At 73.1% G+C, this 18,907-nt stretch carries 23 protein-coding genes and 1 pseudogene; 8 read left to right on the plus strand and 16 right to left on the minus strand.

All coding sequences use genetic code 11. From position 1 onward, the window contains the following. Positions 1 to 85 precede the first annotated feature (85 nt). The 3 genes from AB0L59_RS28985 to AB0L59_RS28995 all read right to left on the minus strand — a co-directional run bounded on the left by AB0L59_RS28985 (position 86) and on the right by AB0L59_RS28995 (position 3,738). The gene (locus AB0L59_RS28985) at positions 86 to 1,255 is read right to left on the minus strand and encodes an MBL fold metallo-hydrolase (RefSeq protein WP_365589316.1); all 1,170 of its coding nucleotides are present in this window, start codon (positions 1,253 to 1,255) and stop codon (positions 86 to 88) included. Then, entirely contained in the window at positions 1,252 to 2,508 is a 1,257-nt protein-coding gene (locus AB0L59_RS28990; RefSeq protein ID WP_365589317.1) for an aminotransferase class I/II-fold pyridoxal phosphate-dependent enzyme, read from the minus strand. The genes AB0L59_RS28985 and AB0L59_RS28990 overlap by 4 nt, the downstream gene beginning before the upstream one ends. Before the next feature lie 255 nt (positions 2,509 to 2,763). Beyond that, positions 2,764 to 3,738 carry a hypothetical protein gene (locus tag AB0L59_RS28995; protein WP_365589320.1) on the minus strand — a complete coding sequence of 325 codons (975 nt, stop codon included), beginning with the start codon at positions 3,736 to 3,738 and terminating at the stop codon, positions 2,764 to 2,766. A 338-nt stretch (positions 3,739 to 4,076) separates the two neighbouring features. Between AB0L59_RS28995 and AB0L59_RS29000 the strand changes: the two genes are divergently transcribed. The 4 genes from AB0L59_RS29000 to AB0L59_RS29015 are packed head-to-tail and all read left to right on the plus strand — an operon-like array spanning position 4,077 to position 7,470. Beyond that, positions 4,077 to 5,873 carry a thiamine pyrophosphate-requiring protein gene (locus AB0L59_RS29000; protein ID WP_365589321.1) on the plus strand — a complete coding sequence of 599 codons (1,797 nt, stop codon included), beginning with the start codon at positions 4,077 to 4,079 and terminating at the stop codon, positions 5,871 to 5,873. An 18-nt stretch (positions 5,874 to 5,891) separates the two neighbouring features. Next, a complete protein-coding gene (locus AB0L59_RS29005; protein ID WP_365589324.1) occupies positions 5,892 to 6,269 on the plus strand; it encodes a DUF2795 domain-containing protein in 378 nt (125 codons plus the stop codon). After that, on the plus strand, positions 6,266 to 6,979 hold the full coding sequence (locus AB0L59_RS29010) for a diguanylate cyclase (protein ID WP_365589327.1): 714 nt from the start codon (positions 6,266 to 6,268) through the stop codon (positions 6,977 to 6,979). Before AB0L59_RS29005 ends, AB0L59_RS29010 begins: the two co-directional genes overlap by 4 nt. Then, on the plus strand, positions 6,928 to 7,470 hold the full coding sequence (locus AB0L59_RS29015) for a type 1 glutamine amidotransferase domain-containing protein (RefSeq protein WP_365589330.1): 543 nt from the start codon (positions 6,928 to 6,930) through the stop codon (positions 7,468 to 7,470). Before AB0L59_RS29010 ends, AB0L59_RS29015 begins: the two co-directional genes overlap by 52 nt. Before the next feature lie 174 nt (positions 7,471 to 7,644). On the opposite strand, the gene AB0L59_RS29020 is transcribed toward AB0L59_RS29015, so the two are convergent. Further along, complete coding sequence (locus AB0L59_RS29020) at positions 7,645 to 7,902, minus strand: DUF6158 family protein (RefSeq protein ID WP_365589333.1); 258 nt, start codon at positions 7,900 to 7,902, stop codon at positions 7,645 to 7,647. A 90-nt stretch (positions 7,903 to 7,992) separates the two neighbouring features. Between AB0L59_RS29020 and AB0L59_RS29025 the strand changes: the two are divergent. Continuing rightward, positions 7,993 to 8,223: pseudogene (locus AB0L59_RS29025) on the plus strand (hypothetical protein); the annotation flags it as partial. Between the two features lie 114 nt (positions 8,224 to 8,337). Here AB0L59_RS29025 and AB0L59_RS29030 read toward each other — a convergent pair. Both AB0L59_RS29030 and AB0L59_RS29035 read right to left on the minus strand, forming a co-directional pair. Continuing rightward, on the minus strand, positions 8,338 to 9,957 hold the full coding sequence (locus AB0L59_RS29030) for an ATP-binding cassette domain-containing protein (RefSeq protein ID WP_365589336.1): 1,620 nt from the start codon (positions 9,955 to 9,957) through the stop codon (positions 8,338 to 8,340). Between the two features lie 230 nt (positions 9,958 to 10,187). After that, positions 10,188 to 10,841: a histidine phosphatase family protein gene (locus tag AB0L59_RS29035; RefSeq protein ID WP_365589339.1), complete on the minus strand. Its 654-nt coding sequence runs from the start codon at positions 10,839 to 10,841 to the stop codon at positions 10,188 to 10,190. A gap of 81 nt (positions 10,842 to 10,922) precedes the next feature. Here AB0L59_RS29035 and AB0L59_RS29040 point away from each other — a divergent pair, with 81 nt between their 5' ends. From AB0L59_RS29040 to AB0L59_RS29050, 3 genes are all read left to right on the plus strand, one after another. Beyond that, a complete protein-coding gene (locus AB0L59_RS29040) occupies positions 10,923 to 12,416 on the plus strand; it encodes a phosphatase PAP2 family protein (protein ID WP_365589342.1) in 1,494 nt (497 codons plus the stop codon). Positions 12,417 to 12,527: 111 nt separating this feature from the next. Further along, entirely contained in the window at positions 12,528 to 13,343 is an 816-nt protein-coding gene (locus AB0L59_RS29045; protein ID WP_365589344.1) for a class I SAM-dependent methyltransferase, read from the plus strand. Between the two features lie 48 nt (positions 13,344 to 13,391). Continuing rightward, the gene (locus AB0L59_RS29050) at positions 13,392 to 13,562 is read left to right on the plus strand and encodes a hydrophobic protein (RefSeq protein WP_365589347.1); all 171 of its coding nucleotides are present in this window, start codon (positions 13,392 to 13,394) and stop codon (positions 13,560 to 13,562) included. A 6-nt stretch (positions 13,563 to 13,568) separates the two neighbouring features. On the opposite strand, the gene AB0L59_RS29055 is transcribed toward AB0L59_RS29050, so the two are convergent. The 10 genes from AB0L59_RS29055 to AB0L59_RS29100 all read right to left on the minus strand — a co-directional run bounded on the left by AB0L59_RS29055 (position 13,569) and on the right by AB0L59_RS29100 (position 18,875). Next, positions 13,569 to 13,850 carry a gas vesicle protein K gene (locus AB0L59_RS29055; protein WP_365589349.1) on the minus strand — a complete coding sequence of 94 codons (282 nt, stop codon included), beginning with the start codon at positions 13,848 to 13,850 and terminating at the stop codon, positions 13,569 to 13,571. Beyond that, positions 13,847 to 14,035: a gas vesicle protein gene (locus AB0L59_RS29060; protein ID WP_365589351.1), complete on the minus strand. Its 189-nt coding sequence runs from the start codon at positions 14,033 to 14,035 to the stop codon at positions 13,847 to 13,849. Before AB0L59_RS29060 ends, AB0L59_RS29055 begins: the two co-directional genes overlap by 4 nt. Continuing rightward, positions 14,032 to 14,793, minus strand: coding sequence for a GvpL/GvpF family gas vesicle protein (locus AB0L59_RS29065; RefSeq protein WP_365589354.1), 762 nt, complete (start codon positions 14,791 to 14,793; stop codon positions 14,032 to 14,034). The genes AB0L59_RS29060 and AB0L59_RS29065 overlap by 4 nt, the downstream gene beginning before the upstream one ends. Then, positions 14,790 to 15,125 (minus strand): gas vesicle protein, encoded by a 336-nt coding sequence (locus AB0L59_RS29070; protein ID WP_365589357.1) that lies wholly within the window; start codon positions 15,123 to 15,125, stop codon positions 14,790 to 14,792. Before AB0L59_RS29070 ends, AB0L59_RS29065 begins: the two co-directional genes overlap by 4 nt. After that, positions 15,122 to 16,315: an SRPBCC family protein gene (locus AB0L59_RS29075; RefSeq protein WP_365589358.1), complete on the minus strand. Its 1,194-nt coding sequence runs from the start codon at positions 16,313 to 16,315 to the stop codon at positions 15,122 to 15,124. Before AB0L59_RS29075 ends, AB0L59_RS29070 begins: the two co-directional genes overlap by 4 nt. After that, positions 16,312 to 16,971 carry a DNA primase gene (locus AB0L59_RS29080; protein ID WP_365589555.1) on the minus strand — a complete coding sequence of 220 codons (660 nt, stop codon included), beginning with the start codon at positions 16,969 to 16,971 and terminating at the stop codon, positions 16,312 to 16,314. Before AB0L59_RS29080 ends, AB0L59_RS29075 begins: the two co-directional genes overlap by 4 nt. Then, positions 16,971 to 17,228, minus strand: coding sequence for a gas vesicle protein GvpG (locus AB0L59_RS29085; RefSeq protein WP_365589360.1), 258 nt, complete (start codon positions 17,226 to 17,228; stop codon positions 16,971 to 16,973). The genes AB0L59_RS29080 and AB0L59_RS29085 overlap by 1 nt, the downstream gene beginning before the upstream one ends. Positions 17,229 to 17,257: 29 nt before the next feature. Beyond that, positions 17,258 to 18,028 (minus strand): GvpL/GvpF family gas vesicle protein, encoded by a 771-nt coding sequence (locus AB0L59_RS29090; protein ID WP_365589362.1) that lies wholly within the window; start codon positions 18,026 to 18,028, stop codon positions 17,258 to 17,260. Next, complete coding sequence (locus AB0L59_RS29095; protein ID WP_365589365.1) at positions 18,025 to 18,432, minus strand: gas vesicle structural protein GvpA; 408 nt, start codon at positions 18,430 to 18,432, stop codon at positions 18,025 to 18,027. The genes AB0L59_RS29090 and AB0L59_RS29095 overlap by 4 nt, the downstream gene beginning before the upstream one ends. 68 nt (positions 18,433 to 18,500) lie before the next feature. Next, on the minus strand, positions 18,501 to 18,875 hold the full coding sequence (locus tag AB0L59_RS29100; protein ID WP_365589368.1) for a gas vesicle protein: 375 nt from the start codon (positions 18,873 to 18,875) through the stop codon (positions 18,501 to 18,503). Positions 18,876 to 18,907 lie beyond the last annotated feature (32 nt).

The raw sequence follows: 18,907 nt of genomic DNA on the forward strand, positions 1-18,907 counted from the left end.
CGTTCACTTCGGGCCTGGGTTCGTCGCGGTTGACCCTGCCCGCGCGGCGGAGCCGCGTGTCGATACGGCGCCCCCTCGGGGCGCCTCAGTTCATCGTCCTCGAAGCTCCCACCGGGAGATCCCACAGGTCCTCCCCGGCCAGCCCCGCCTTCTCCCACGCCGCCCGTACCCGCGTGAGCGGTTCCAGGACCGGCTCGGCCGAGAGGACGAAGGTGCCCCAGTGCATGGGGGCCATGCGGCGGGCGCCCACGTCGAGGGTGGCCTGGACGGCTTCCTCGGGGTCGCAGTGGACGTCGCTGAGCCACCAGCGGGGGTCGTAGGCGCCGATGGGCATGAGGGCGAGGTCGATGCCGGGGTAGCGGCGGCCGATGCGGGAGAACCAGTGGCCGTAGCCGGTGTCGCCGGCGAAGTAGAGGCGCCGGCCGTCTGCGTCGGTGAGGACCCAGCCGCCCCAGAGGCTGTGACAGGTGTCGGTGAGGGTGCGCTTGGACCAGTGGTGGGCGGGCACGAAGTCGAAGCGGACGCCGGACAGTTCGGCGCCCTCCCACCAGTCCAGCTCGGTGACGCGGGTGAAGCGGCGGCGCCGGAACCAGCGGCCGAGGCCGGCCGGTGCGAACACCGGGGTGTCCCGCGGGAGTCGGCGCAGGGTGGGGGCGTCGAGGTGGTCGTAGTGGTTGTGGCTGATGACGACGGCGTCGACGGGCGGCAGGGACTCCCAGGGGACGCCGACGGGGGTGATGCGGGCCGGGGTGCCGAGGATGCGGCGGGACCAGACCGGGTCGGTGAGGACGGTCAGGCCGCCGATCCGGACCACCCAGCTGGCGTGTCCGGCCCAGGTGACGGCGAGGGTGCGGGTGTCGACGCGGGGCAGCGGGGCGGGTGCGCAGGGAAGCCGGGGAATGGCGGCGATGCCTTCGCGGCCGGGGCGTACGGCGCCTTCGCGGGCGAAGCGGGCGAGGGCCTTGAGGCCGGGGAGCGGGGCGGTGAGCCTGTCGTGGAAGGTGCGGGGCCACACGCGGTGTTCGCCGAGCGGCCGGGGCTCGGCCAGCGGGGGAAAGGGGGCAGCCGGCGTGCCCGTGCCGCGCGCCGGTGCGGTGGCCGTGGTGGTCGTCGCGGTGGCGGTGGTCGTGGTCGAGGCGGTGGTGGCAGTCGTGGTCGAGGCGGTCGTGGCAGTCGTCGTCGTGGTCGTCGTGGCCGATCCGGGCTCGTGCGTCTCGGGCTCGTGCGTCTCGGGCTCGTGCGTCTGCTGCGTCATCGAGGAGGCTCCCATCGCTGAGCTTCGTCGCGGAGGTCGTCGAGGACCGACGTCAAGGAGATCAACGCGCGTTGCACGTGTGGCAGTTCCAACGGTGCGGGGGACGTGAGGCATTCCCCGCGCTCCTCGTCCGTGGCACCGAGCAGTGGGCCCGTGGCGAGGCGTACGCGCAGCGCCCCGAGGTCGTCGCCGAACCGGTGTCCGCCGGGCGCGGGCATGCCGAGCCGGGTGGTGAGAAGGTCCTCCAACTCCTGGGCGTCGCCGGCTCCTTGGGCGGCGAGGGGTTCGCGCAGCGGGCCGAGGTCGGCGTACAGGTGGCGGCCGGCCTGCGGCGGGCGGGCGAGTGCGCCGCCGGCGACGACGGCGGCGTGCGCGGCGGCGGCCACGCGCGCGTGCAGCCGGACGGCGGCCTCGCGGCGTTCGGTGACGGGCTGGGGTTCGTCGAGGGCGTAGCCGGCGGCCGCCGCGACGGGTGCGGCGATGCGGGCGCCGAGCGCGGTGAGGATGTCGAGCACGCGCGCGTGGAGCCGCTGTCCGGGTTCGCCGGCCGGGAAGCGGGCGACGGCGGCGGGCCAGCCGGGCGGCAGCAGCGCGCCGGCGAGGTCGGAGACCACGGTGACCCGGTCGGGCCGCATCTCGGCGGGGCTGAGCAGGACCGTGTCGTGCGGATGGTGCAGGGTGTCGCGCCAGGTCTCGTCGCTGACCAGGTGCAGCCCCTCGGCGGTGGCGGCCTCGACGGCCTCGTGGAGCAGTTCGGGCGGGGCGACGGTGGCGGTGGGGTCGTCGGCGACGGAGAGCACGAGCAGCCGCGGGTCGCCGCCCTCGGCGCGCACCCGGCGGACGGTCTCCAGCAGGGCGTACGGGTCGGGAACGCCGCCGCTCTCGGCGGGGGTGGGCACATGGTAGGCGGGCCGGCCGAGCACCCGCGCGTACGGCGCCCACCACGCGGCGCAGGGCCGGGGGACGAGGATGTCGGCGCCGTCGCCGGAGAGTGCCGCGGTGAGGGCGAGCAGCAGGGCGGGGGCGCCGGGGCCTGCGGCCACCTGGTCGGGGACGGTGGGCAGTCCGCGCCGGGTCCAGTAGCCGCAGGCCGCCTCGAGGAGGGCGGGGGCGCCGCCGACGGGCTGGGCGTCGGCGCGGCCCGCGGCGGCGGCGAGCACGGCGGTGAGCTCGGGGAGCACGGGCAGGCCGTCGCCGGGCGGGGGCGGGCCGTAGCGGACGGGGCCGTGGCCCTCGGGGTCCGTCCGCCGCATGTCCGCCTCCGCGCGGTCCTGGTGCCGTGTGCCGCCGGGCCGGATGGCCGGGGCGGGCCGTGTCGTCGTGGGCTGCCGGGTGCCGGGTGTGTCCCTGGCCTGTCGTGTCGGTCGGGGCCGTCCGCCGCCCGTGTCCTCCGTCGGTGGCGGCCGTGGCTCGGGTGTCGGTCGGGTGTGGGTGTCGCCTGCCGGTGTTCTCGTGAGGGCGTGTACCCGCCGGGCGGCCCTCCATGGGGGCGGGGGCCGTCGCCCCGGTCACATGTCCGTGGGCCGGCCGCCCGCGGCGCGCCGGAGGCCGTACAGCCGGTAGCCGGCTCCGCCGCAGGCCGCGGCGATGAGGGCGGCTCCGGAGGCGAGGGCCGGTACCGAGTCGGTGAAGGCGCCGCCCTCACCGGCCTCGACACCGTGTTGCACGGTCGCCGGGCCGCAACCGTCGGTGCCGTCGGCCTGCCGGTCACCGGGGCCTCGGCAGTCGTGCCCGCTGGAGTGGGGCTGGTCGTGGGGCAGCGGGCTTCCGTGGCCGTCGTCAAGGCAGGTTCCGGTGCCGGCGCAAGCGTGGTCGTCGCCGTGGCACTGGCCGGCCTCGCGGCACGGAGCCCGGTCGGCGCACTTCTCCCCCGGCCTGCAGGCCGTACCGCTCGGGCAGGGTTCACCCGGCTTGCAGCCCGGCTCGTCCCGGGCCGGGCAGGGCTCGCCGGGCCGGCACGTGGCCGCACCGGCCTGGGGCCGGCCGCACTGCTGGGGTGTGACGCACGCGCCGGGTACGTCGCCGGGGGCTGATGCACGGGTCGGGTACAGGGGGCTGGGGGCGTCCCCTCGGGCGGCGGTGCCCGTCGGGTACAGGCGGCCGGGGACGTCGCCGCGGGCCGCGGTGCCGGGCGAGTAACCGGGCGTGGGGTACGGGTACACCGGGCCGGACGCGTCCTTCGGGGCGGCGGTGTCCAGCGGATACGCAGGGACCGCTGCGTCGCTGCGGGCGGCGGTGTCCGTCGGATACACGGGCCCCGCTACGTCGCCGCGGGCGTCCGTCGGATAGAGGAGGCCCGGAACGTCCCTTGGGGCCGCGGCGCCCGTCGGATACACGGGCCCGGGCAGGTCGCCGCGGGCCGCGGTGCCCGGCGGGTACACGGCGCCGGGGCCGGTGTCGGCGGCGGTCGCGGCGGGCCCTGTCAGGGCGAGCGCGGCACCGGCGACGAAGGCGACGGACAGGGCACGGGCGGTGCGGCGCATGTGACGGGCTCCTCGGCGGGACGGTCGGCGGTGGTGGGTAGCCGGACACCGGTACGGCGGTGCGGTGCGGTGGCACTGACGACGGCGTCACGGGTACGGGGGCACAGGGCGTGCCCCCGCTGCCATCACAGCCCGCCCGGCGCGGCCGCGCGCGCGCCGGGCCCCATTTGCAGGACACGCCACGCCCGGCCGGGTGACGGACACGCCCGCCGTTCGTGTGCGGGGCCGCCGACGGGCCCCGCGACCACGGCATGGGGAGGTTTTCCGTCCCTCGCGCAGGTGACTCGGTAGCTGCTGACACGGATCGTCCGTTCTCACCCCACCGGGGAGGTCCCTCAATGAGCACCAAGGTCTCCGACTACATCCTCGAGCGCCTGCGCGCCTGGGGAGTGGAACAGGTCTTCGGTTATCCCGGCGACGGCATCAACGGGCTGCTCGCCGCGTGGGGCCGTGCCGGGGACCGGCCGCGGTTCATCCAGTCCCGGCACGAGGAGATGTCCGCCTTCGAGGCGGTCGGCTATGCGAAGTTCAGCGGCCGGATCGGGGTGTGCGCGGCGACCTCGGGGCCGGGTGCCATCCATCTGCTGAACGGCCTGTACGACGCCAAGCTCGACCACGTGCCGGTGCTGGCGATCGTCGGCCAGACCAACCGGACCGCGATGGGCGGCTCCTACCAGCAGGAAGTCGATCTGCACACGCTGTACAAGGACGTCGCCTCGGAGTTCGTGGAGATGGTGACGGTGCCCGAGCAGCTGCCGAACGTGCTGGACCGCGCGATCCGCACCGCGTACGCCCGGCGCTGCCCCACCGCCCTGATCATCCCCGCTGACGTGCAGGAACTGGACTACTCGCCGCCCACGCACGAGTTCAAGATGGTGCCCTCCAGCCTGGGCATGAGCGACTACACGGCGACCCCGACGGACGAGGCGCTGCGCCGGGCGGCGGACGTGCTGAACGAGGGCGACAAGGTGGCGGTGCTGGTCGGCCAGGGCGCGGCCGGCGCGGTCGCGGAGGTCCAGGAGATCGCGGAGCTCCTCGGCGCGGGCGTCGCGAAGGCGCTGCTGGGCAAGGACGTCCTCAGTGACGAGCTGCCCTACGTCACCGGGCCGATCGGGCTGCTGGGCAGCCGCCCGTCGTACGAGCTGATGCGGGACTGCGACACCCTGCTGACGATCGGTTCGTCGTTCCCGTACACGCAGTTCATGCCGGAGTTCGGCAAGGCGCGGGGCGTGCAGATCGACATCGACGCGCACATGATCGGCATGCGCTACCCGTACGAGGTGAACCTCGTCGGTGACGCGAAGGCGACGCTGCGGCGCCTGATCCCGCTGCTGAACGCCGACCGGGGCGGACGCGAGTGGTACGACACGGTGTGCGCGAACGTACGGCGCTGGCACGAGACGATGGACCGGCGCGCCGGGCTGTCGGCCGATCCGATCAACCCGGAATACGTGGCGCGGGCGCTGGACCCGCTGCTGCCGGAGAACGCGATCCTGACCTCCGACTCCGGTTCGGTCGCCAACTGGTACGCGCGGCACATCACGATGCGGCCGGGCATGCGCGGTTCGCTGTCCGGGACGCTGGCGACGATGGGCCCGGGGGTGCCTTACGCGATCGGTGCGAAGTTCGCGCATCCGGACCGGCCGGTGTTCGCGCTGGTCGGCGACGGCGCGATGCAGATGAACGGCCTGGCGGAGATGATCACCGCGGCGAAGTACCAGGACCGCTGGTCGGATCCGCGGCTGGTGGTGGCCGTATGGAACAACCAGGACCTGAACCAGGTCACGTGGGAGATGCGGGCCATGGAGGGAGCCCCGTCGTTCCTGCCGTCGCAGTCGATCCCCGACGTGCAGTACGCGGCGTTCGCCCGTTCGCTCGGCCTGACCGGGGTACGGGTGGAGAAGCCGGAGGACGTGGAGGCGGGCTGGCGGAAGGCCCTGGAGGCCGACGGGCCGTGTGTGATCGAGTTCCTCACCGACCCCGCCGTACCGCCGATCCCGCCGCACGCGACCTGGGAGCAGATGGAGGCGACGGCCGCGTCGATCCTCAAGGGCGACGCAGACCGCGGGTCGGTGATCAAGCAGGGGCTGAAGGCGAAGGTGCAGGAGTTCCTGCCGGGCAAGGACAAGAGCTAGCCCCTGGTGGAGGCAGACATGCAGCGAGGCAGTGACCGTCTGAACGTCCATCGCGACGACGAGATGAAGCACGAGCTGAAGGGCCTGCTGAGGTCCGGGCATCCGACACGGGTCGAGGAGTGGCACGACCCGGAGCCGGCCGCCGACGACGATCCGGAGGTGTGGAGCGGGCCCGTGGGCGGCCTGGGTTCACCGGCGTCCCTGGAGCGGGTGCGGTCGGAGCTGACCCGCACCCTGAGCCGCGGCTCCTTCCCGGCGACGGCCCGTGACCTGGCCCGGATGCTGCGCCGGCGGAACGCGCCCAGCGGCCTGATCGACGCGGTGGCCGGACTGCCGCACTCGGCGCGGTACGAGAACGTGCAGCAGCTGGCCGAGGCGCTGGCGGCCGCCGGATGAGCCGGGGTCAGGCAGCGGACATCGCACGGGGCGCCGGTGACGACGTCGACGTGGCGACCACCCGGTTCCTGCTGTACGGGCTGCTGCCCGGCTGGTTCGTGCCGGGGCTCGCCGACTGGGCGATGCACCGGCGCACCCGGATCGAGGACACCTCCGGGACGAAGGAGTCCCTGATCCACGCGCTGATGATGGCGGAGGTCGGGGCGCCGATCGCGCTGACCCTGTGCTGCCGGATCAATCCGCTGGTACTGAGCGTGCAGCTCGGGGCGGCGGCGGTGCACGAGGCGACGGCGCTGTGGGACGTGCGCACGGCCGTCGACAGCGACCGGGAGGTCAAGCCGGTCGAGCAGCACATCCACAGCTTTCTGGAGTCGCTGCCGGTCGGCGCGCTCGCGTCGCTGATGTGCCTGCACGCCGACCAGGTGCGTTCGCTGCTGCGGGGCGGCCGCGGCGATCCGGACGCCTGGCGGCTGCTGCCGCGCCGGCGCCCGCTGTCGCCCCGCTACCTGGCGGGCATCGGCCTCGCGATCGGGCTGTGCGTGGTGGCGCCGTACGGCGAGGAGCTGTGGCGCTGCCGACGGGCGGCCCGGCGGCGCGCCCGGGCCGGGGAGGCGGACCCGACACCGCGGAAGGAGAGCCGGAAGGAGAGTGAGGATTCATGCGTATCGCGTTTCTCATGGCGCCCGAGGGCGTTGAGCAGGTCGAGCTGACCGAGCCGTGGAAGGCGGCCTCCGACGCCGGGCACCAGCCGGTGCTGGTGTCGACGAAGCCGGGGAAGATCCAGGCGTTCGACCATCTCGACAAGGGGGACACCTTCGACGTGGACGAGGTGGTGGGCGAGGCGTCTGCGGGGTCGTTCGGCGGTCTCGTGCTGCCCGGCGGGGTGGCCAACCCGGACTTCCTGCGGATGGACGACAAGGCCGTCGCGTTCGTGAAGGAATTCTTCGACCAGGGCCGTCCGGTCGCCGCGATCTGCCACGCGCCGTGGACGCTGGTGGAGGCGGACGTCGTACGGGGCCGGGTGCTGACGTCCTGGCCGAGCCTGCGGACGGACATCCGCAACGCGGGCGGCACCTGGGTGGACGAGCAGGTCAAGATCTGCGACCACGGCTCCAACCAGCTGGTGACCAGCCGCAAGCCGGACGATCTGCAGGCGTTCTGCGCCGCGTTCCTGCACGTGTTCGCCGGGGAACCCGGCTGACCTGCGGCGTTTTAGGACTCGCGGCGTCCTGCGACTCGCGGCCTCTTTCGAGGGCCGGCCCGACGGGCCGGCCCTTTCGCGCGCCCGCTACGCGCGGGCGCACGGGCCCTGGGGGAACGCCGGGTCGCGCCGGGTCGCGCCGGGTCGCGCCGGGGGAGAACGTCCGGCGGCCGGTCAGGTGCCGAACGCCTCCGGAGTCGCCGCCTCGCCGCACCGCCGGTCACGGGCGCCCTCCCGGGTGCGGCCCGCGCTGACCAGGCGGCGCGGGTTGCGGCGCAGATACTCGCCCTCCAGCTGCGCCATGCGCTCGTTGTGGGTCCGCAGCGCGTCGTTCGAGCCGTACAGGAGGGTGTCGTGGCGCGTGCGGTGGATCGTCTCCAGCTCCTTCATGAGCTGCTGGTCGTCCAGTCGGCTGGGGTCGACTCCGGTCATGTGGTGCCCCGCTCGTCGTGTCCGTGTCCGTGGGTCCCGGCCGGTTACCCGCCCGGCCTGCACTGCCCCGAGCGTTTCCGGGAGGAATCCATGGAGCTCGCGTTCCTGAGTCCACTGTACGAACATCCGGGGTCGTGGGCCTCTGCATACGTCGGCACCTCGGTGCACACGGAGGACCAGCGGCAACGACGCCGTCTGCGGGCGGAGGCGGTCACCCGGGAGCTGGCCCGGCAGGGCGCGGACGAGCCCACCTGCCGGGCGGTGCAGGACGCCCTGGAGGGGCAGCGGCACGCGCCGGAGCCGCACGGCCGGGCCGTGTTCGGAGGCCGGGGCGGGCAGCCTGGGCGCGCTGCTGCGCCGGAGGTGACCGCCCTGTACCCAGCCCGCTGCCGGAACGGGCCCGTACGGCCTGCCGGCCCGTGACCCCGGCGGGGGTCAGCGGGCCCGTGCCACCCGGCGTTCGTCCCAGACCGGTTCCGGGGTCTCGCGGACCCGGCCGTCGCTGCCGAAGACCAGGTAGCGGTCGAAGGAACGGGCGAACCAGCGGTCGTGGGTGACCGCGAGGACGGTTCCCTCGAAGGCCTCAAGGCCCTCCTGCAGAGCCTCGGCCGACTCGAGGTCGAGGTTGTCGGTCGGCTCGTCCAGCAGCAGCGCGGTGGCGCCCGCCCGCTCCAGCAGCAGGATCTGGAAGCGGGCCTGCTGGCCGCCGGAGAGCCGGTCGAAGGCCTGCTCGGCCTGCAGGGTCAGCTCGTAGCGGCGCAGCCTCGACATGGCCGCGCCGCGGTCCTGCGAGTGTTCCTTCCACAGGATGTCGAGCAGGGTGCGGCCCTGGAGCTCGGGGTGCGCGTGGGTCTGCGCGAAGTGCCCGGGTACGACGCGCGCGCCCAGCTTCCACTCCCCCGTGTGGGCGACGTCCTCGCCGGCGAGCAGGCGCAGGAAGTGCGACTTGCCGGAGCCGTTGGAGCCGAGGACGGCGACCCGTTCGCCGTAGAAGACCTCCAGGTCGAAGGGTTTCATCAGGCCGGTGAGTTCGAGTCCCTCGCAGGTGACGGCCCTGACGCCGGTGCGGCCGCCCTTCAGGCGCATGGTGATGTCCTGCTCGCGCGGGGGCTCCGGGGGCGGCCCGGCCTCCTCGAACTTGCGCAGCCTGGTCTGGGCGGCCGCGTACCGGGAGGCCAACTCGTGGCTGACCGCCGCGGCCTGACGAAGGCTCAGGACGAGCTTCTTCAGCTGGGCGTGCTTCTCGTCCCAGCGGCGGCGCAACTCCTCGAAACGGGCGAAGCGTTCCCGGCGGGCCTCGTGGTAGGTGGCGAAGCCGCCGCCGTGCACCCAGGCGTCGGCGCCGGCCGGGCCCGGTTCCACGGAGACGATCTTCTCTGCGGCGCGGGCGAGGAGTTCACGGTCGTGGGAGACGAACAGGACGGTCTTGCGGGTCTCCCTGAGCTGCTCCTCCAGCCACCGCTTGCCGGGCACGTCGAGGTAGTTGTCCGGCTCGTCCAGCAGCAGCACCTCGTCGGTGCCGCGCAGCAGCGCCTCCAGCACGAGGCGTTTCTGCTCGCCGCCGGAGAGGGTGCGCACCTGGCGCCACTGGGCCCGCTCGTACGGCATCCCGAGCGCGGCGGTGGTGCACATGTCCCACAGGGTCTCGGCCTCGTAACCGCGTGCCTCGGCCCAGTCGGCGAGGGCCTGCGCGTACCGCAGCTGGGCGGCCTCGTCGTCGACGGTCATGATGGCGTGCTCGGCCTCGTCGACGGCCTTCGCCGCCTCCCGGATCCGGGGCGGCGCGACGGACACGAGCAGGTCCCGTACGGTCGTCTCGTCGCGTACGGAGCCCACGAACTGGCGCATCACGCCGAGGCCGCCGCTGACGGTGACGGTGCCGGCGTGCGGCTTCAGCTCGCCGGAGATCAGCCGCAGCAGGGTCGTCTTCCCCGCGCCGTTCGGCCCGACCAGCGCGACGGCGGCGCCCTCCCCGACCCGGAAGGACACGTCCCCGAGCAGGGCCCTCCCGTCGGGGAGGTGGTACTCGAGGTGCGCGGCTTCCAGATGTCCCATGGGGCCGCATTCTCCGGGGAGACCCGAGCACGGGCAAACCGGTTATCGCCGGCGTGACCGCTCAGGGGGCAGGGCCCGGTGCGGGGCGGGTCCGGGGAGAGGACGTGCCGGCGTGCTGCGGACAGGGGCACCCGCCGCACGCCGCACGGAACGGCACTCAGCGGCGGCAGGGCGGTGTCCAGCACAAGGGTTCCCGTGCCGGAGGGCTCCGGGGCGTCCGCGGCGGCCCGCTAGGCCCTGCGCACCGGCTCCCCCGTCGGTCCGCCCTCCCCCGCCGGTTCCACCGTGGCCCCCTCCCAGGACAAGGCCTTCCAGCCGTCGGCCGGGGTGCCCTCCAGGACCACCGTGCCGGTGTTGCCCAGGGGGCGGGCGGCGGCGAAGGGGACGTCGACGTTGTCGGCGCGGGCGGAGGTCCACAGGCGGATCGCGGCGCCGTGGCCGACCATGGCCACGGTGCCGGCGCCGCTCGCGACGGCCTCGGCCACCACCGCGTCGTACCGGGCGAGGACCTCCTCGCCGCTCTCCCCGCCGGGGATGCGCAACGCGGTCTCGCCGGCCGCCCAGGCGAAGACGGTGCGCATGTACTCCCGGCCCTCGGGGGACTCCCCCGGCAGCATCTCCAGATCGCCGGCGGACACCTCACGGATGCCGTCGCGGACGATCACCCGAAGGCCCCGGGCGGTGGCCAGCGGAGCGGCGGTGAGCTGGGTGCGCAGCAACGTGGAGGCGTAGAGGGCCTCGATGTCCTCGTCGGCTAGCGCCTCGGGCAGCGCGGCGGCCTGCGCCTCGCCCAGCGGCGTCAGCCCAGGCCCGGGCACGGCGGTGTCCAGCAGATGGTCCACGTTGGACGGGGTCTCACCGTGGCGGACGAGGAGCAGGCGCATCCGGGGGAACTCCTTACGCGCCGGTCGGACACCCGGCGCCGACGGGCACAACAAACGGGGACTTCAGGGTAACCGGACCCCATGAGCCCGGATCTGGATCTCACTGCCCGTACGACCGGCCACAACGCGCTGTGCCGGCTGCTGGACCTGGACGGCCGGCTGTTCGAGGCGGCCGCCGCCTGGCGCTGGCCCGGCGCCGAGCGGGTGCTGCCCCGCCTCAGCCGCAGCGCGAACCACGGGGTGCTGTGGTTCGCGACGGCCGCGGCGATGGCGGCCATTCGCACCCCGAGGGCCCGCACCGCGGCCGTCCGCGGCCTGGCCTCCCTCAGCCTCGCCTCGCTGACCATCAACACGATCGGCAAGCGTTCGGTGCGCCGGGCGCGGCCCGTGCTGGACCCGGTGCCGCTGGTGCGGCAGCTGAAGCGGCAGCCCATCACGACGTCGTTCCCGTCCGGGCACGCCGCGTCGGCCGCCGCGTTCGCGACCGGGGTCGCGCTGGAGTCCCCGGCGTGGGGCGCGGCGGTGGCACCGGTGGCCTTCTCCGTGGCCGCCTCCCGGGTGTACACGGGGGTGCACTTCCCGAGCGACGTGCTGGCCGGGGCGGCCCTCGGCGCGGGCGCGGCGTTCCTGGTACGGCGGCTGATGCCGACCCGCGCCCAGGTGCGCCGGCCCGCCCGCCCGCGCGCCGAGGCACCCGCACTGCCGGAGGGGGACGGTCTGATCGTGGTCGCCAACCGTGCCTCGGGCAGCGCGGACCGCGTGCGCGCGCTGGAGAACGCGCTGCCGCGGGCGGAGATCGTCGAGTGCGCGCCGGAGGAGGTCGGCGACGAGCTGGCCAAGGCGGCGACCCGCGCCCGGGCGCTGGGCGTGTGCGGGGGCGACGGCACCGTGAACGCGGCCGCCCGGGTCGCCCTCCGGCACGGTCTGCCGCTGGCGGTCCTGCCCGGCGGCACCCTCAACCACTTCGCCCTGGATCTGGGTGTGGAGGACGAGCGGGACCTGGCCCGCGCGGTCCGGCACGGCGAGGCGGTGCGGGTGGACGCGGTCCGGTACGTCACCGACTCCGGGGAGGGGCTGTTCCTGAACACGCTGAGCCTGGGCGTGTACCCGGAGCTGGTGCGCGAGCGGGGCCGCTGGTCGCACCGGATCGGCGGCTGGCCGGCGGGGCTGCTGGGCGCGCTGCGGGTGCTGCGCGCGGACCGGCATCCGCTGGAGCTGGAGCTGGGCGGCGAACGGCGGCCGCTGTGGCTGCTGTTCGTCGGCAACGGCGTCTATCACCGCATGGGGCTCGCGCCCGGCCGCCGTACCGATCTCGCGGACGGGCTGCTGGACGTGCGGGTGGTGCACGGCAGCCGCCGGCCCGCGCTGCGGCTGCTGGCCGCGGCCGCGGCGGGCCCGCTGACGCGGTCTCCGGCGCATGCGGCGGTGCAGGTGAACCGGCTCCGGCTGACCGGCGTGGCGCCGGGCACCCCGCTGGCGTACGACGGCGAGGTGACGGCCGTCTCCGGCGAGGTGACGCTGGACAAGCTGCCGGAGGCCCTGACGGTCTACCGCCCGCTGGACAGGACCCCCTGACGCCAGGCCAGACACACAGCTCGTCCATTATGTGAAACGGCGGTCTCATCATTCGGCATGCGCGCGTACGGTGATGCGTACCAGCGGGGACGAGGGTGAAGGGGAACCGGCATGCCGAAAACGCACGAGACCGCCGTCTACACACACGGGCACCACGAGTCGGTGCTGCGTTCGCACACCTGGCGGACCGCCGAGAACTCCGCGGCCTACCTGCTGGGCTCCCTGAAGCCCCACATGAAGGTCCTGGACATCGGATGCGGGCCGGGCACCATCACGGCCGACCTGGCGGCGCTGGTCCCGGATGGCCATGTCACCGGTGTCGACCAGGCGCCGGGCATCCTGGAGCAGGCCCGGGCGACCGCCGCCGGGCGCGGTCTGGCCAACGTGGACTTCAGGGTCGCCGACGTGCACGCCCTGGACTACCCGGACGGCACCTTCTGCGTGGTCCACGCCCACCAGGTGCTGCAGCACGTCGGCGACCCGGTGCAGGCGCTGCGCGAGATGAGGCGGGTGACGAAGCCGGGCGGGCTCATCGCCGTACGCGACGCGGACTACGCGGCCATGACCTGGTACCCGGCGACGCCGGGCCTGGAGGAATGGCTCGGCCTGTACGAGCGGGTGGCGCGCGCCAACGGCGGCGAGCCCGACGCGGGGCGCCGGCTGAAGGCGTGGGCTCTGGCCGCCGGGCTGACCGACATCACGGCGACCTCCAGCACCTGGACCTTCGCCACGGCCGAGGAGCGGGCCTGGTGGAGCGGACTGTGGGCGGACCGGACCCTGGCCTCCGCCTATGCGGAACGGGCCACGGGGGGCGGTCACGTCACGGAGGGACAGCTGCGGGCCGTGTCCGAGGCCTGGCGGGAGTGGGGCCGGCGGGAGGACGGCTGGTTCGCGGTCCTCCACGGGGAGATTCTGTGCCGTAAATGAGCCTGGATCGCGGATTTCGGGAAACCCGCATTCCAGGAGGTTCACACTATGGTTCCCATTCTGCTGGTACTGCTCCTGGCACTGCTCCTTTTCGGTGTCGGATTCGCGGTGAAGATTCTCTGGTGGATCGCCCTGGCGGTGCTGGTCGTCTGGCTGCTGGGTTTCCTGGTCCGCGGCACCTCCGCCGACGGCGGCCGGGGCCGCTGGTATCGGTGGTGACGTGAGCTAGTCGCGAGGCAGGAGCGGTCCGAGCGGCCCGAGGTCCAGATTCAGGTCCTCGGGCCGCAGTCCGTAGTGCTCGCGCAATTCGGCCATGCGGTCCTCCAAAAGCATCAGGGTCAGCCCGATCCGCTCCTCCTGCTCCTCGGTCAGCTCCCCGGTGTCGAAGCGGCGCACGGCCTGCCGTTCCATGAGCTGCCGCAGCAGTTCCACCACGGTGAGCACCAGTTTCACCAGGTCGCGCTCGATCGTGTCGGGCTCCAGGTCGAGCCGCTTGCGGGGGGTCACAGGATCTCCTCGAAGGGTGAGGGGACCGACGCGTTCACCGAGCTGATCAGCGCGTTCAGATCGATGCGGACGAGGTCCACGTCCGCGATCCGCAGGGTGATGTCGCCGGTGATGACGACGCCGCCGGCCAGCAGTCGGTCGAGCAGGTCCACGAGTGCGATCTCACGACGTTCGACAACGGTCACGGCGCCGCCTCCCCCGTGAAGGAATAGGCTGCCCACGGACCCGTGAGTTCCACTCGGATTCCGGGTGCCTCGTCCTTCGTACGGTCCACCATTTCCACGAATTCCTCGGAATGCGCGCGGGGCACCAGATAGGCAGCGTTGAGGACGTTCCGGCCGGGCGCGGTGGAAAGCGCGGAATTCTGTGGCGCGTGCAGGCGGGAATCCTCGGCGTGCCGGGAAAGCCGTTCGTGCAGCGACCGGGCGAACGCCTCGGCCCGCTGCCACTGCTCCTCGTGCGCGTGGCTGCTCTGCCGGCGCCGGCGCAGATAGTCCCGGCCGCTCGCGGGCGCCACGGCCACGGCGGTCTCGGGCTCGGCGGGCTCGGGCTCCAGGTAGAGCTTCACGCCCCACTCCACCCGGCCCTCCAGCCGGTCGAGGGTGCGCAGGAAGTCGTCCTCGCGGGCCTCGATCATGGTCCGCACCCCGCTGCAGTCCCGGAAGACGGTCCCGAGCCGGAGCGGCAGCGGGGTGGTGACCGTGGTGAGGGCGTCGATCACACCCTGGTGGGCGCGGGCGGTGGCGGACAGCCAGTCCAGGTCCTCCAGGTGGGCCTTCAGGGCCTGCTCGCTGAAGTCGGCCTCGGGGACCTGACTGACGACCGCGACCAGGCCGTGGTGGTGCAGCAGCGCCGGCGGGGCACCCCCGACGCCGGTGAGCTGGGACTGCAGGGGCGTGCCGAAGGGGCGGCAGACGGCGTAGACGTAACGCAGTCCGGTCATGGGGCCTCCTTCGGCGCGCGGCCCGGCTCCAGCTCCTCCAGCCGGGCCAGCCGTTCTCTCAGCTCGGCGTTCTCCCGGGTCAGCTCGTCACGGCGGGCCCGGGAGGAGAGGGCCGGGTCGCTCTCCCACCAGTCGATGCCCATCTCCTTGGCCTTGTCGACCGAGGCGACGATGAGCCTCAGCTTGACAGTGAGCAGTTCGATGTCCAGCAGATTGATCCGGATGTCACCCGCGATCACCACACCCTTGTCGAGGACGCGCTCGAGGATGTCGGCGAGGTTGGCTCCGCTGCCCGAGCCGTACGGCTCGGGAAACCGGCTGGGCGTCGTCATCGACGGCTCCCGCGCCCGGCGTACTCGGGCTCCTCGTCCTCGTCCTCGTACTCCTCCTCGTCCTCGTACTCGGCCTCGGGCTCGGTCTCCTCCTCGGCCTCGTCGTCCTCCTCCTCGCCGCCCTCGGCCTCGTCCTCGTAGGGGCCTTCTTCCTCGTCCTCGTACTGCTCAGGCGCCTCCTCGTCCTCCTCGTCCTCCTCTTCCTCCTCGTCGTAGTCCTCCGGCTGCTCCTCGCCCTCGCCGGCCTCCTCGCCCTCCTCCTCGGCGCCGGCCTCCTCGGACTCCTCCTCCGCCACCGCGTCCTCGTGGCTGCGGACGACCTCGCCGTCGCGGATCTCCCCGCGCCAGCCGTCCTCCGCCTCTGCCTTCAGCGTGATGAAACGGGCGAAGTTCTTCAGATCCAGCCTTACGCGTCGGCCCTGGGCGCGCCACAGATTGCCGGTCTTCTCGAACAGACCGCTCGGGTAGTACTCCAGGACCAGCAGGATCCGGGTGAGGTTCTCACCGAGCGGGTGAAAGGTCACCACACCTTTCGTGGTGCCCTTCGCGCCTTCCGACGTCCACTGGATGCGTTGGTCGGGCAGCTGCTCGGTGGTGTGCGCCTTCCAGCTCCGGTTGGACCAGAAGATCTTGGCCTGCCAGTCGGAGTGGGTGTCGTCGGCGCGGCTCGCGCTCTTGACCCCCTTGGCGAAGGTGGAGAAGTCCTGGTACTGGGTCCACTGGTCGTAGGCGGTGCGCAGCGGCACGCCGACGTCGATGGACTCCATGATGACGGTGGGCTTGTTGCCGCCCCCGCCCTTCTTCTTGCCCTTGCCGCCCCCGAGGTTCTTCACCGCTTCCTTGACGTTGTCCTTGACCCGCGAGGCCCCGAGCTCCAGCGCGGACCGCAGCGGCCCCTTGCCCTCGGCGACCTTGCGGCCGGCGTCGAGCGCCAGCTTGGCGAAGCCGGGGCTGTTGCCCTCGGCGATGTCGTTGAGCTTGCCGGTGGTCTCGCCGAGCTTGCGGCCGAAGCCGGTGAGCAGCCGCTGGGCCTGGGCCGACAGGTACTCCTGGGCCTCGGCCTTCAGCCGGTCGGCGGCCTCGCTGTGGGCGAGGTCGGTCAGCGGGTTGTCCTGCGAAGCGTTCGTGGTCTTCGTCGACTTCGTGGCCCGTCCGGCCGTGGACGCCACGGATCCGAGGGTGTCGGTCATCGGTCATCGCCGCCCTTCGACGAGCCGGCGCCCCGGGTGCCGGACGTCTTCTTCCCGGCCGTGCCGGTCTTCCTGGCCGCCGCCTTCTTCGCGGGAGCCGTCTTCCTCTCCGCGGTCTTCCGGCCGGCTGAGGCCTTCTTGGCCGGGGCCTTCTTGCCTGAAGACTGCTGCCGGCGGGCATCGCCGTCGTCGTCCTCCCGTTCCTTGCCGCCGTCGTCCCGCCGCGCCGCGCGGTCCTGGTCGTCGTCCTCCCGTTCCTTGCCGCCGTCGTCCCGCCGCGCCGCGCGGTCCTGGTCGTCGTCCTCCTGCTCCTCCTCGGAGCCGGAGTCGGGCAGCGCCCCGGACAGCCCGTCGCGCACCTGGGAGGTGCGGTCGTGCAGCCGGTCGGCGAGCGCGCCCATCTGGCGTTCCACCATGGCCCCGGAAGCGGCCTTGCCGACGCCCCGCAGGTCCTGGCGCAGCTGGTCGCCGATCTCCTTGAACTGCGGATTGTCCCGCAGTTGTTGCCGCGCCATGGCGGCGAGCGCGCCGGGGCCGAGGTTCAGCTTCTTGCCCGCGACCATGGAGCCGACCGCGAGGGCCATTTTCAGCTTCTTCGTCCGTCCCAGCAGGTATCCGGCCCCTATGGCGAGGCCCAGTGCCGTTCGGTTCATCATCACGTCCCGTCGCCTGTGGCGTACCCGGAGTGCAGGCCGGTCTCCAGCCGGTCGAGCAGTTCGTCCTCACGCCGGTCGAACTCCTCCTCGGTGATCTCGCCCGCCTCCAGCTGTTCTTCCAGTCGCGCCAGTTCGGCCCGCACGGTGGCGGGGTCGTAGTAGATCCGTTCCGCCTCGCGGAGCACCTGGCCGATCACCCAGCCGGCGCCGCGCACCGGTGCGAACGGCAGCAGCACCACCTCACCGATCAGTCCCATGGGCTCCTCCTTCCGTGCGGGCCGTATGGTCAGTGCGTCCCGCTGTCCGCGCCGGCCGGCTCGGCCGCCGGCTGGGCGGGACCGGGCTCGACGAAGCTGTACGGGGGCAGCGGGCCGTTGACGCGCAGTTCCAGGTGGGGGTGGTCGGCGCGGACCCGGTCGACGGCCTCCAGGAAGCCGGCGGCACCGTCGCGCGCGACCAGGAACGAGACGTTGAGGAGCCAGCCGGTGGACTGCGGACCGGCGCTGACCGCGGCCGCGGCCGGCTCCAGCACCGCCTGCACCTCGGCGGCGTCCTCGGCCTCCTTGGCCTTGACGGCGGCCGCGACCATCTCGCCGAGGCGCAGCTTGTCGTCGTAACTGCCGCCACCCGCCTGCCGGTTGGCCTCGGCGAGGCTGCGGATCTCCGCGTTCTCGGCCATCACGCGGTGCAGGACGGCCTCCTCGACGTGGTTGGCCTTGACGTTGTACTCGACCTTGCCGTCGAGGGCCTTGAGCCGTTCCAGGTAGTGGTCGGCGCGTTCGTCGAGCACATGGGCGACGGCGTCGTCGTCGGGGGCCAGGTTGCCGAACCGCATGGGGAGCACACAGCCCGCCGCGCCGGCCTCGGCGAGGACGTTCTGGTGCGCGAGCAGGTCCCGGCGCTTGGGCCGCAGATCCTCGGGGGCGTCGCTGACCACGGCGGCCAGCTCGCCGGCCGTGAGGACCCGTACCGGGCGCGGTGGCTCGCCCACCCCGGTCATGCCTTCGGGCAGGGCCTGGTGCGTCCGGGCGGTGATCCCGTAGACGTAGGTGCTCACTCCCTCTCCTCCTTCCGGCGGGCCGGGGCCTTACGAGAGCGCTCGCCCTCCTCGCGGGCCTGCTTGAAGGCGTCGGAGATGGTCTCCGCGGCGCCGGACAGGGCGCCCTTGGACTTGCCGCGCGCGCCGGACTCGGTGACCTCGCCGACGAGGTCGGGCAGCCCGGGGCTCTTGCGGGGTCCGGCCTCCAGGTCGAGACGGTTGCACGCCTCGGCGAAGCGCAGATAGGTGTCGACGCTGGCCACGACGACCCGCACGTCGATCTTCAGGATCTCGATGCCGACCAGGGAGACTCGCACGAACGCATCGATCACGAGCCCCCTGTCCAGGACGAGTTCGAGTACGTCGTAGAGGCCGCTGCTGCCGCCTCCGCCTCCGGTCTGTTGTGCCGGGACAACGGTCATGCCCGCCGTTCCTCCTCGTGATTGATCGGTGTCACGGTGGCGCCGTGGGGCGCGGCAGGTCGGGCGGCCTAGCGGCCGCCGGGTCGACGCGCGTCGGACCGACCGCGTTCGTATCGGCGAACACGCCGATAGCCGGTGAGCAGGCCCTCCTGGTCCAGGTCGACCTGGTAGCTCGCCATCAGGCTCATGGTGTCCGGGACCCTCGGGAGTTCGAGGACCTCCATCTCGAGCGCCCATCCGTCCTCGGTCTGCTCGAAGGAGGTCACCGATTCGGGGGCGAGCCCGGTGAGTTCGGCGAGCTGGGCACGCGCCTGGCGCAGCACCTCCACGGGTGCCGGCCGCGGCTCCTCCGCCTTGCTCCGCTTGTCGTCGCCGCGTGACTCCTGTGATTTCTGGGTTTTCTGTGAACCCTGTGACTGGTCTGTGCTGTTTGTGTTCGACATGGCCACCTCTTTGTGCGGGTGGCCGCTCATCC

Origin of the sequence: Streptomyces sp. NPDC052109 (genome assembly GCF_040680195.1) — a bacterium.
Classification (GTDB): Bacteria; Actinomycetota; Actinomycetes; order Streptomycetales; family Streptomycetaceae; genus Streptomyces.

What these genes read in the sequence shown, in the direction of transcription:
- AB0L59_RS28985 (WP_365589316.1), bottom strand. Translation starts at nt 1,255, where the DNA reads ATGACGCAGCAGACGCACGAGCCCGAGACGCACGAGCCCGAGACGCAC.
- AB0L59_RS28990 (WP_365589317.1), bottom strand. Translation starts at nt 2,508, where the DNA reads ATGCGGCGGACGGACCCCGAGGGCCACGGCCCCGTCCGCTACGGCCCG.
- AB0L59_RS28995 (WP_365589320.1), bottom strand. Translation starts at nt 3,738, where the DNA reads ATGCGCCGCACCGCCCGTGCCCTGTCCGTCGCCTTCGTCGCCGGTGCC.
- AB0L59_RS29000 (WP_365589321.1), top strand. Translation starts at nt 4,077, where the DNA reads ATGAGCACCAAGGTCTCCGACTACATCCTCGAGCGCCTGCGCGCCTGG.
- AB0L59_RS29005 (WP_365589324.1), top strand. Translation starts at nt 5,892, where the DNA reads ATGCAGCGAGGCAGTGACCGTCTGAACGTCCATCGCGACGACGAGATG.
- AB0L59_RS29010 (WP_365589327.1), top strand. Translation starts at nt 6,266, where the DNA reads ATGAGCCGGGGTCAGGCAGCGGACATCGCACGGGGCGCCGGTGACGAC.
- AB0L59_RS29015 (WP_365589330.1), top strand. Translation starts at nt 6,928, where the DNA reads ATGCGTATCGCGTTTCTCATGGCGCCCGAGGGCGTTGAGCAGGTCGAG.
- AB0L59_RS29020 (WP_365589333.1), bottom strand. Translation starts at nt 7,902, where the DNA reads ATGACCGGAGTCGACCCCAGCCGACTGGACGACCAGCAGCTCATGAAG.
- AB0L59_RS29030 (WP_365589336.1), bottom strand. Translation starts at nt 9,957, where the DNA reads ATGGGACATCTGGAAGCCGCGCACCTCGAGTACCACCTCCCCGACGGG.
- AB0L59_RS29035 (WP_365589339.1), bottom strand. Translation starts at nt 10,841, where the DNA reads ATGCGCCTGCTCCTCGTCCGCCACGGTGAGACCCCGTCCAACGTGGAC.
- AB0L59_RS29040 (WP_365589342.1), top strand. Translation starts at nt 10,923, where the DNA reads ATGAGCCCGGATCTGGATCTCACTGCCCGTACGACCGGCCACAACGCG.
- AB0L59_RS29045 (WP_365589344.1), top strand. Translation starts at nt 12,528, where the DNA reads ATGCCGAAAACGCACGAGACCGCCGTCTACACACACGGGCACCACGAG.
- AB0L59_RS29050 (WP_365589347.1), top strand. Translation starts at nt 13,392, where the DNA reads ATGGTTCCCATTCTGCTGGTACTGCTCCTGGCACTGCTCCTTTTCGGT.
- AB0L59_RS29065 (WP_365589354.1), bottom strand. Translation starts at nt 14,793, where the DNA reads ATGACCGGACTGCGTTACGTCTACGCCGTCTGCCGCCCCTTCGGCACG.
- AB0L59_RS29070 (WP_365589357.1), bottom strand. Translation starts at nt 15,125, where the DNA reads ATGACGACGCCCAGCCGGTTTCCCGAGCCGTACGGCTCGGGCAGCGGA.
- AB0L59_RS29075 (WP_365589358.1), bottom strand. Translation starts at nt 16,315, where the DNA reads ATGACCGACACCCTCGGATCCGTGGCGTCCACGGCCGGACGGGCCACG.
- AB0L59_RS29080 (WP_365589555.1), bottom strand. Translation starts at nt 16,971, where the DNA reads ATGATGAACCGAACGGCACTGGGCCTCGCCATAGGGGCCGGATACCTG.
- AB0L59_RS29085 (WP_365589360.1), bottom strand. Translation starts at nt 17,228, where the DNA reads ATGGGACTGATCGGTGAGGTGGTGCTGCTGCCGTTCGCACCGGTGCGC.
- AB0L59_RS29095 (WP_365589365.1), bottom strand. Translation starts at nt 18,432, where the DNA reads ATGACCGTTGTCCCGGCACAACAGACCGGAGGCGGAGGCGGCAGCAGC.
- AB0L59_RS29100 (WP_365589368.1), bottom strand. Translation starts at nt 18,875, where the DNA reads ATGTCGAACACAAACAGCACAGACCAGTCACAGGGTTCACAGAAAACC.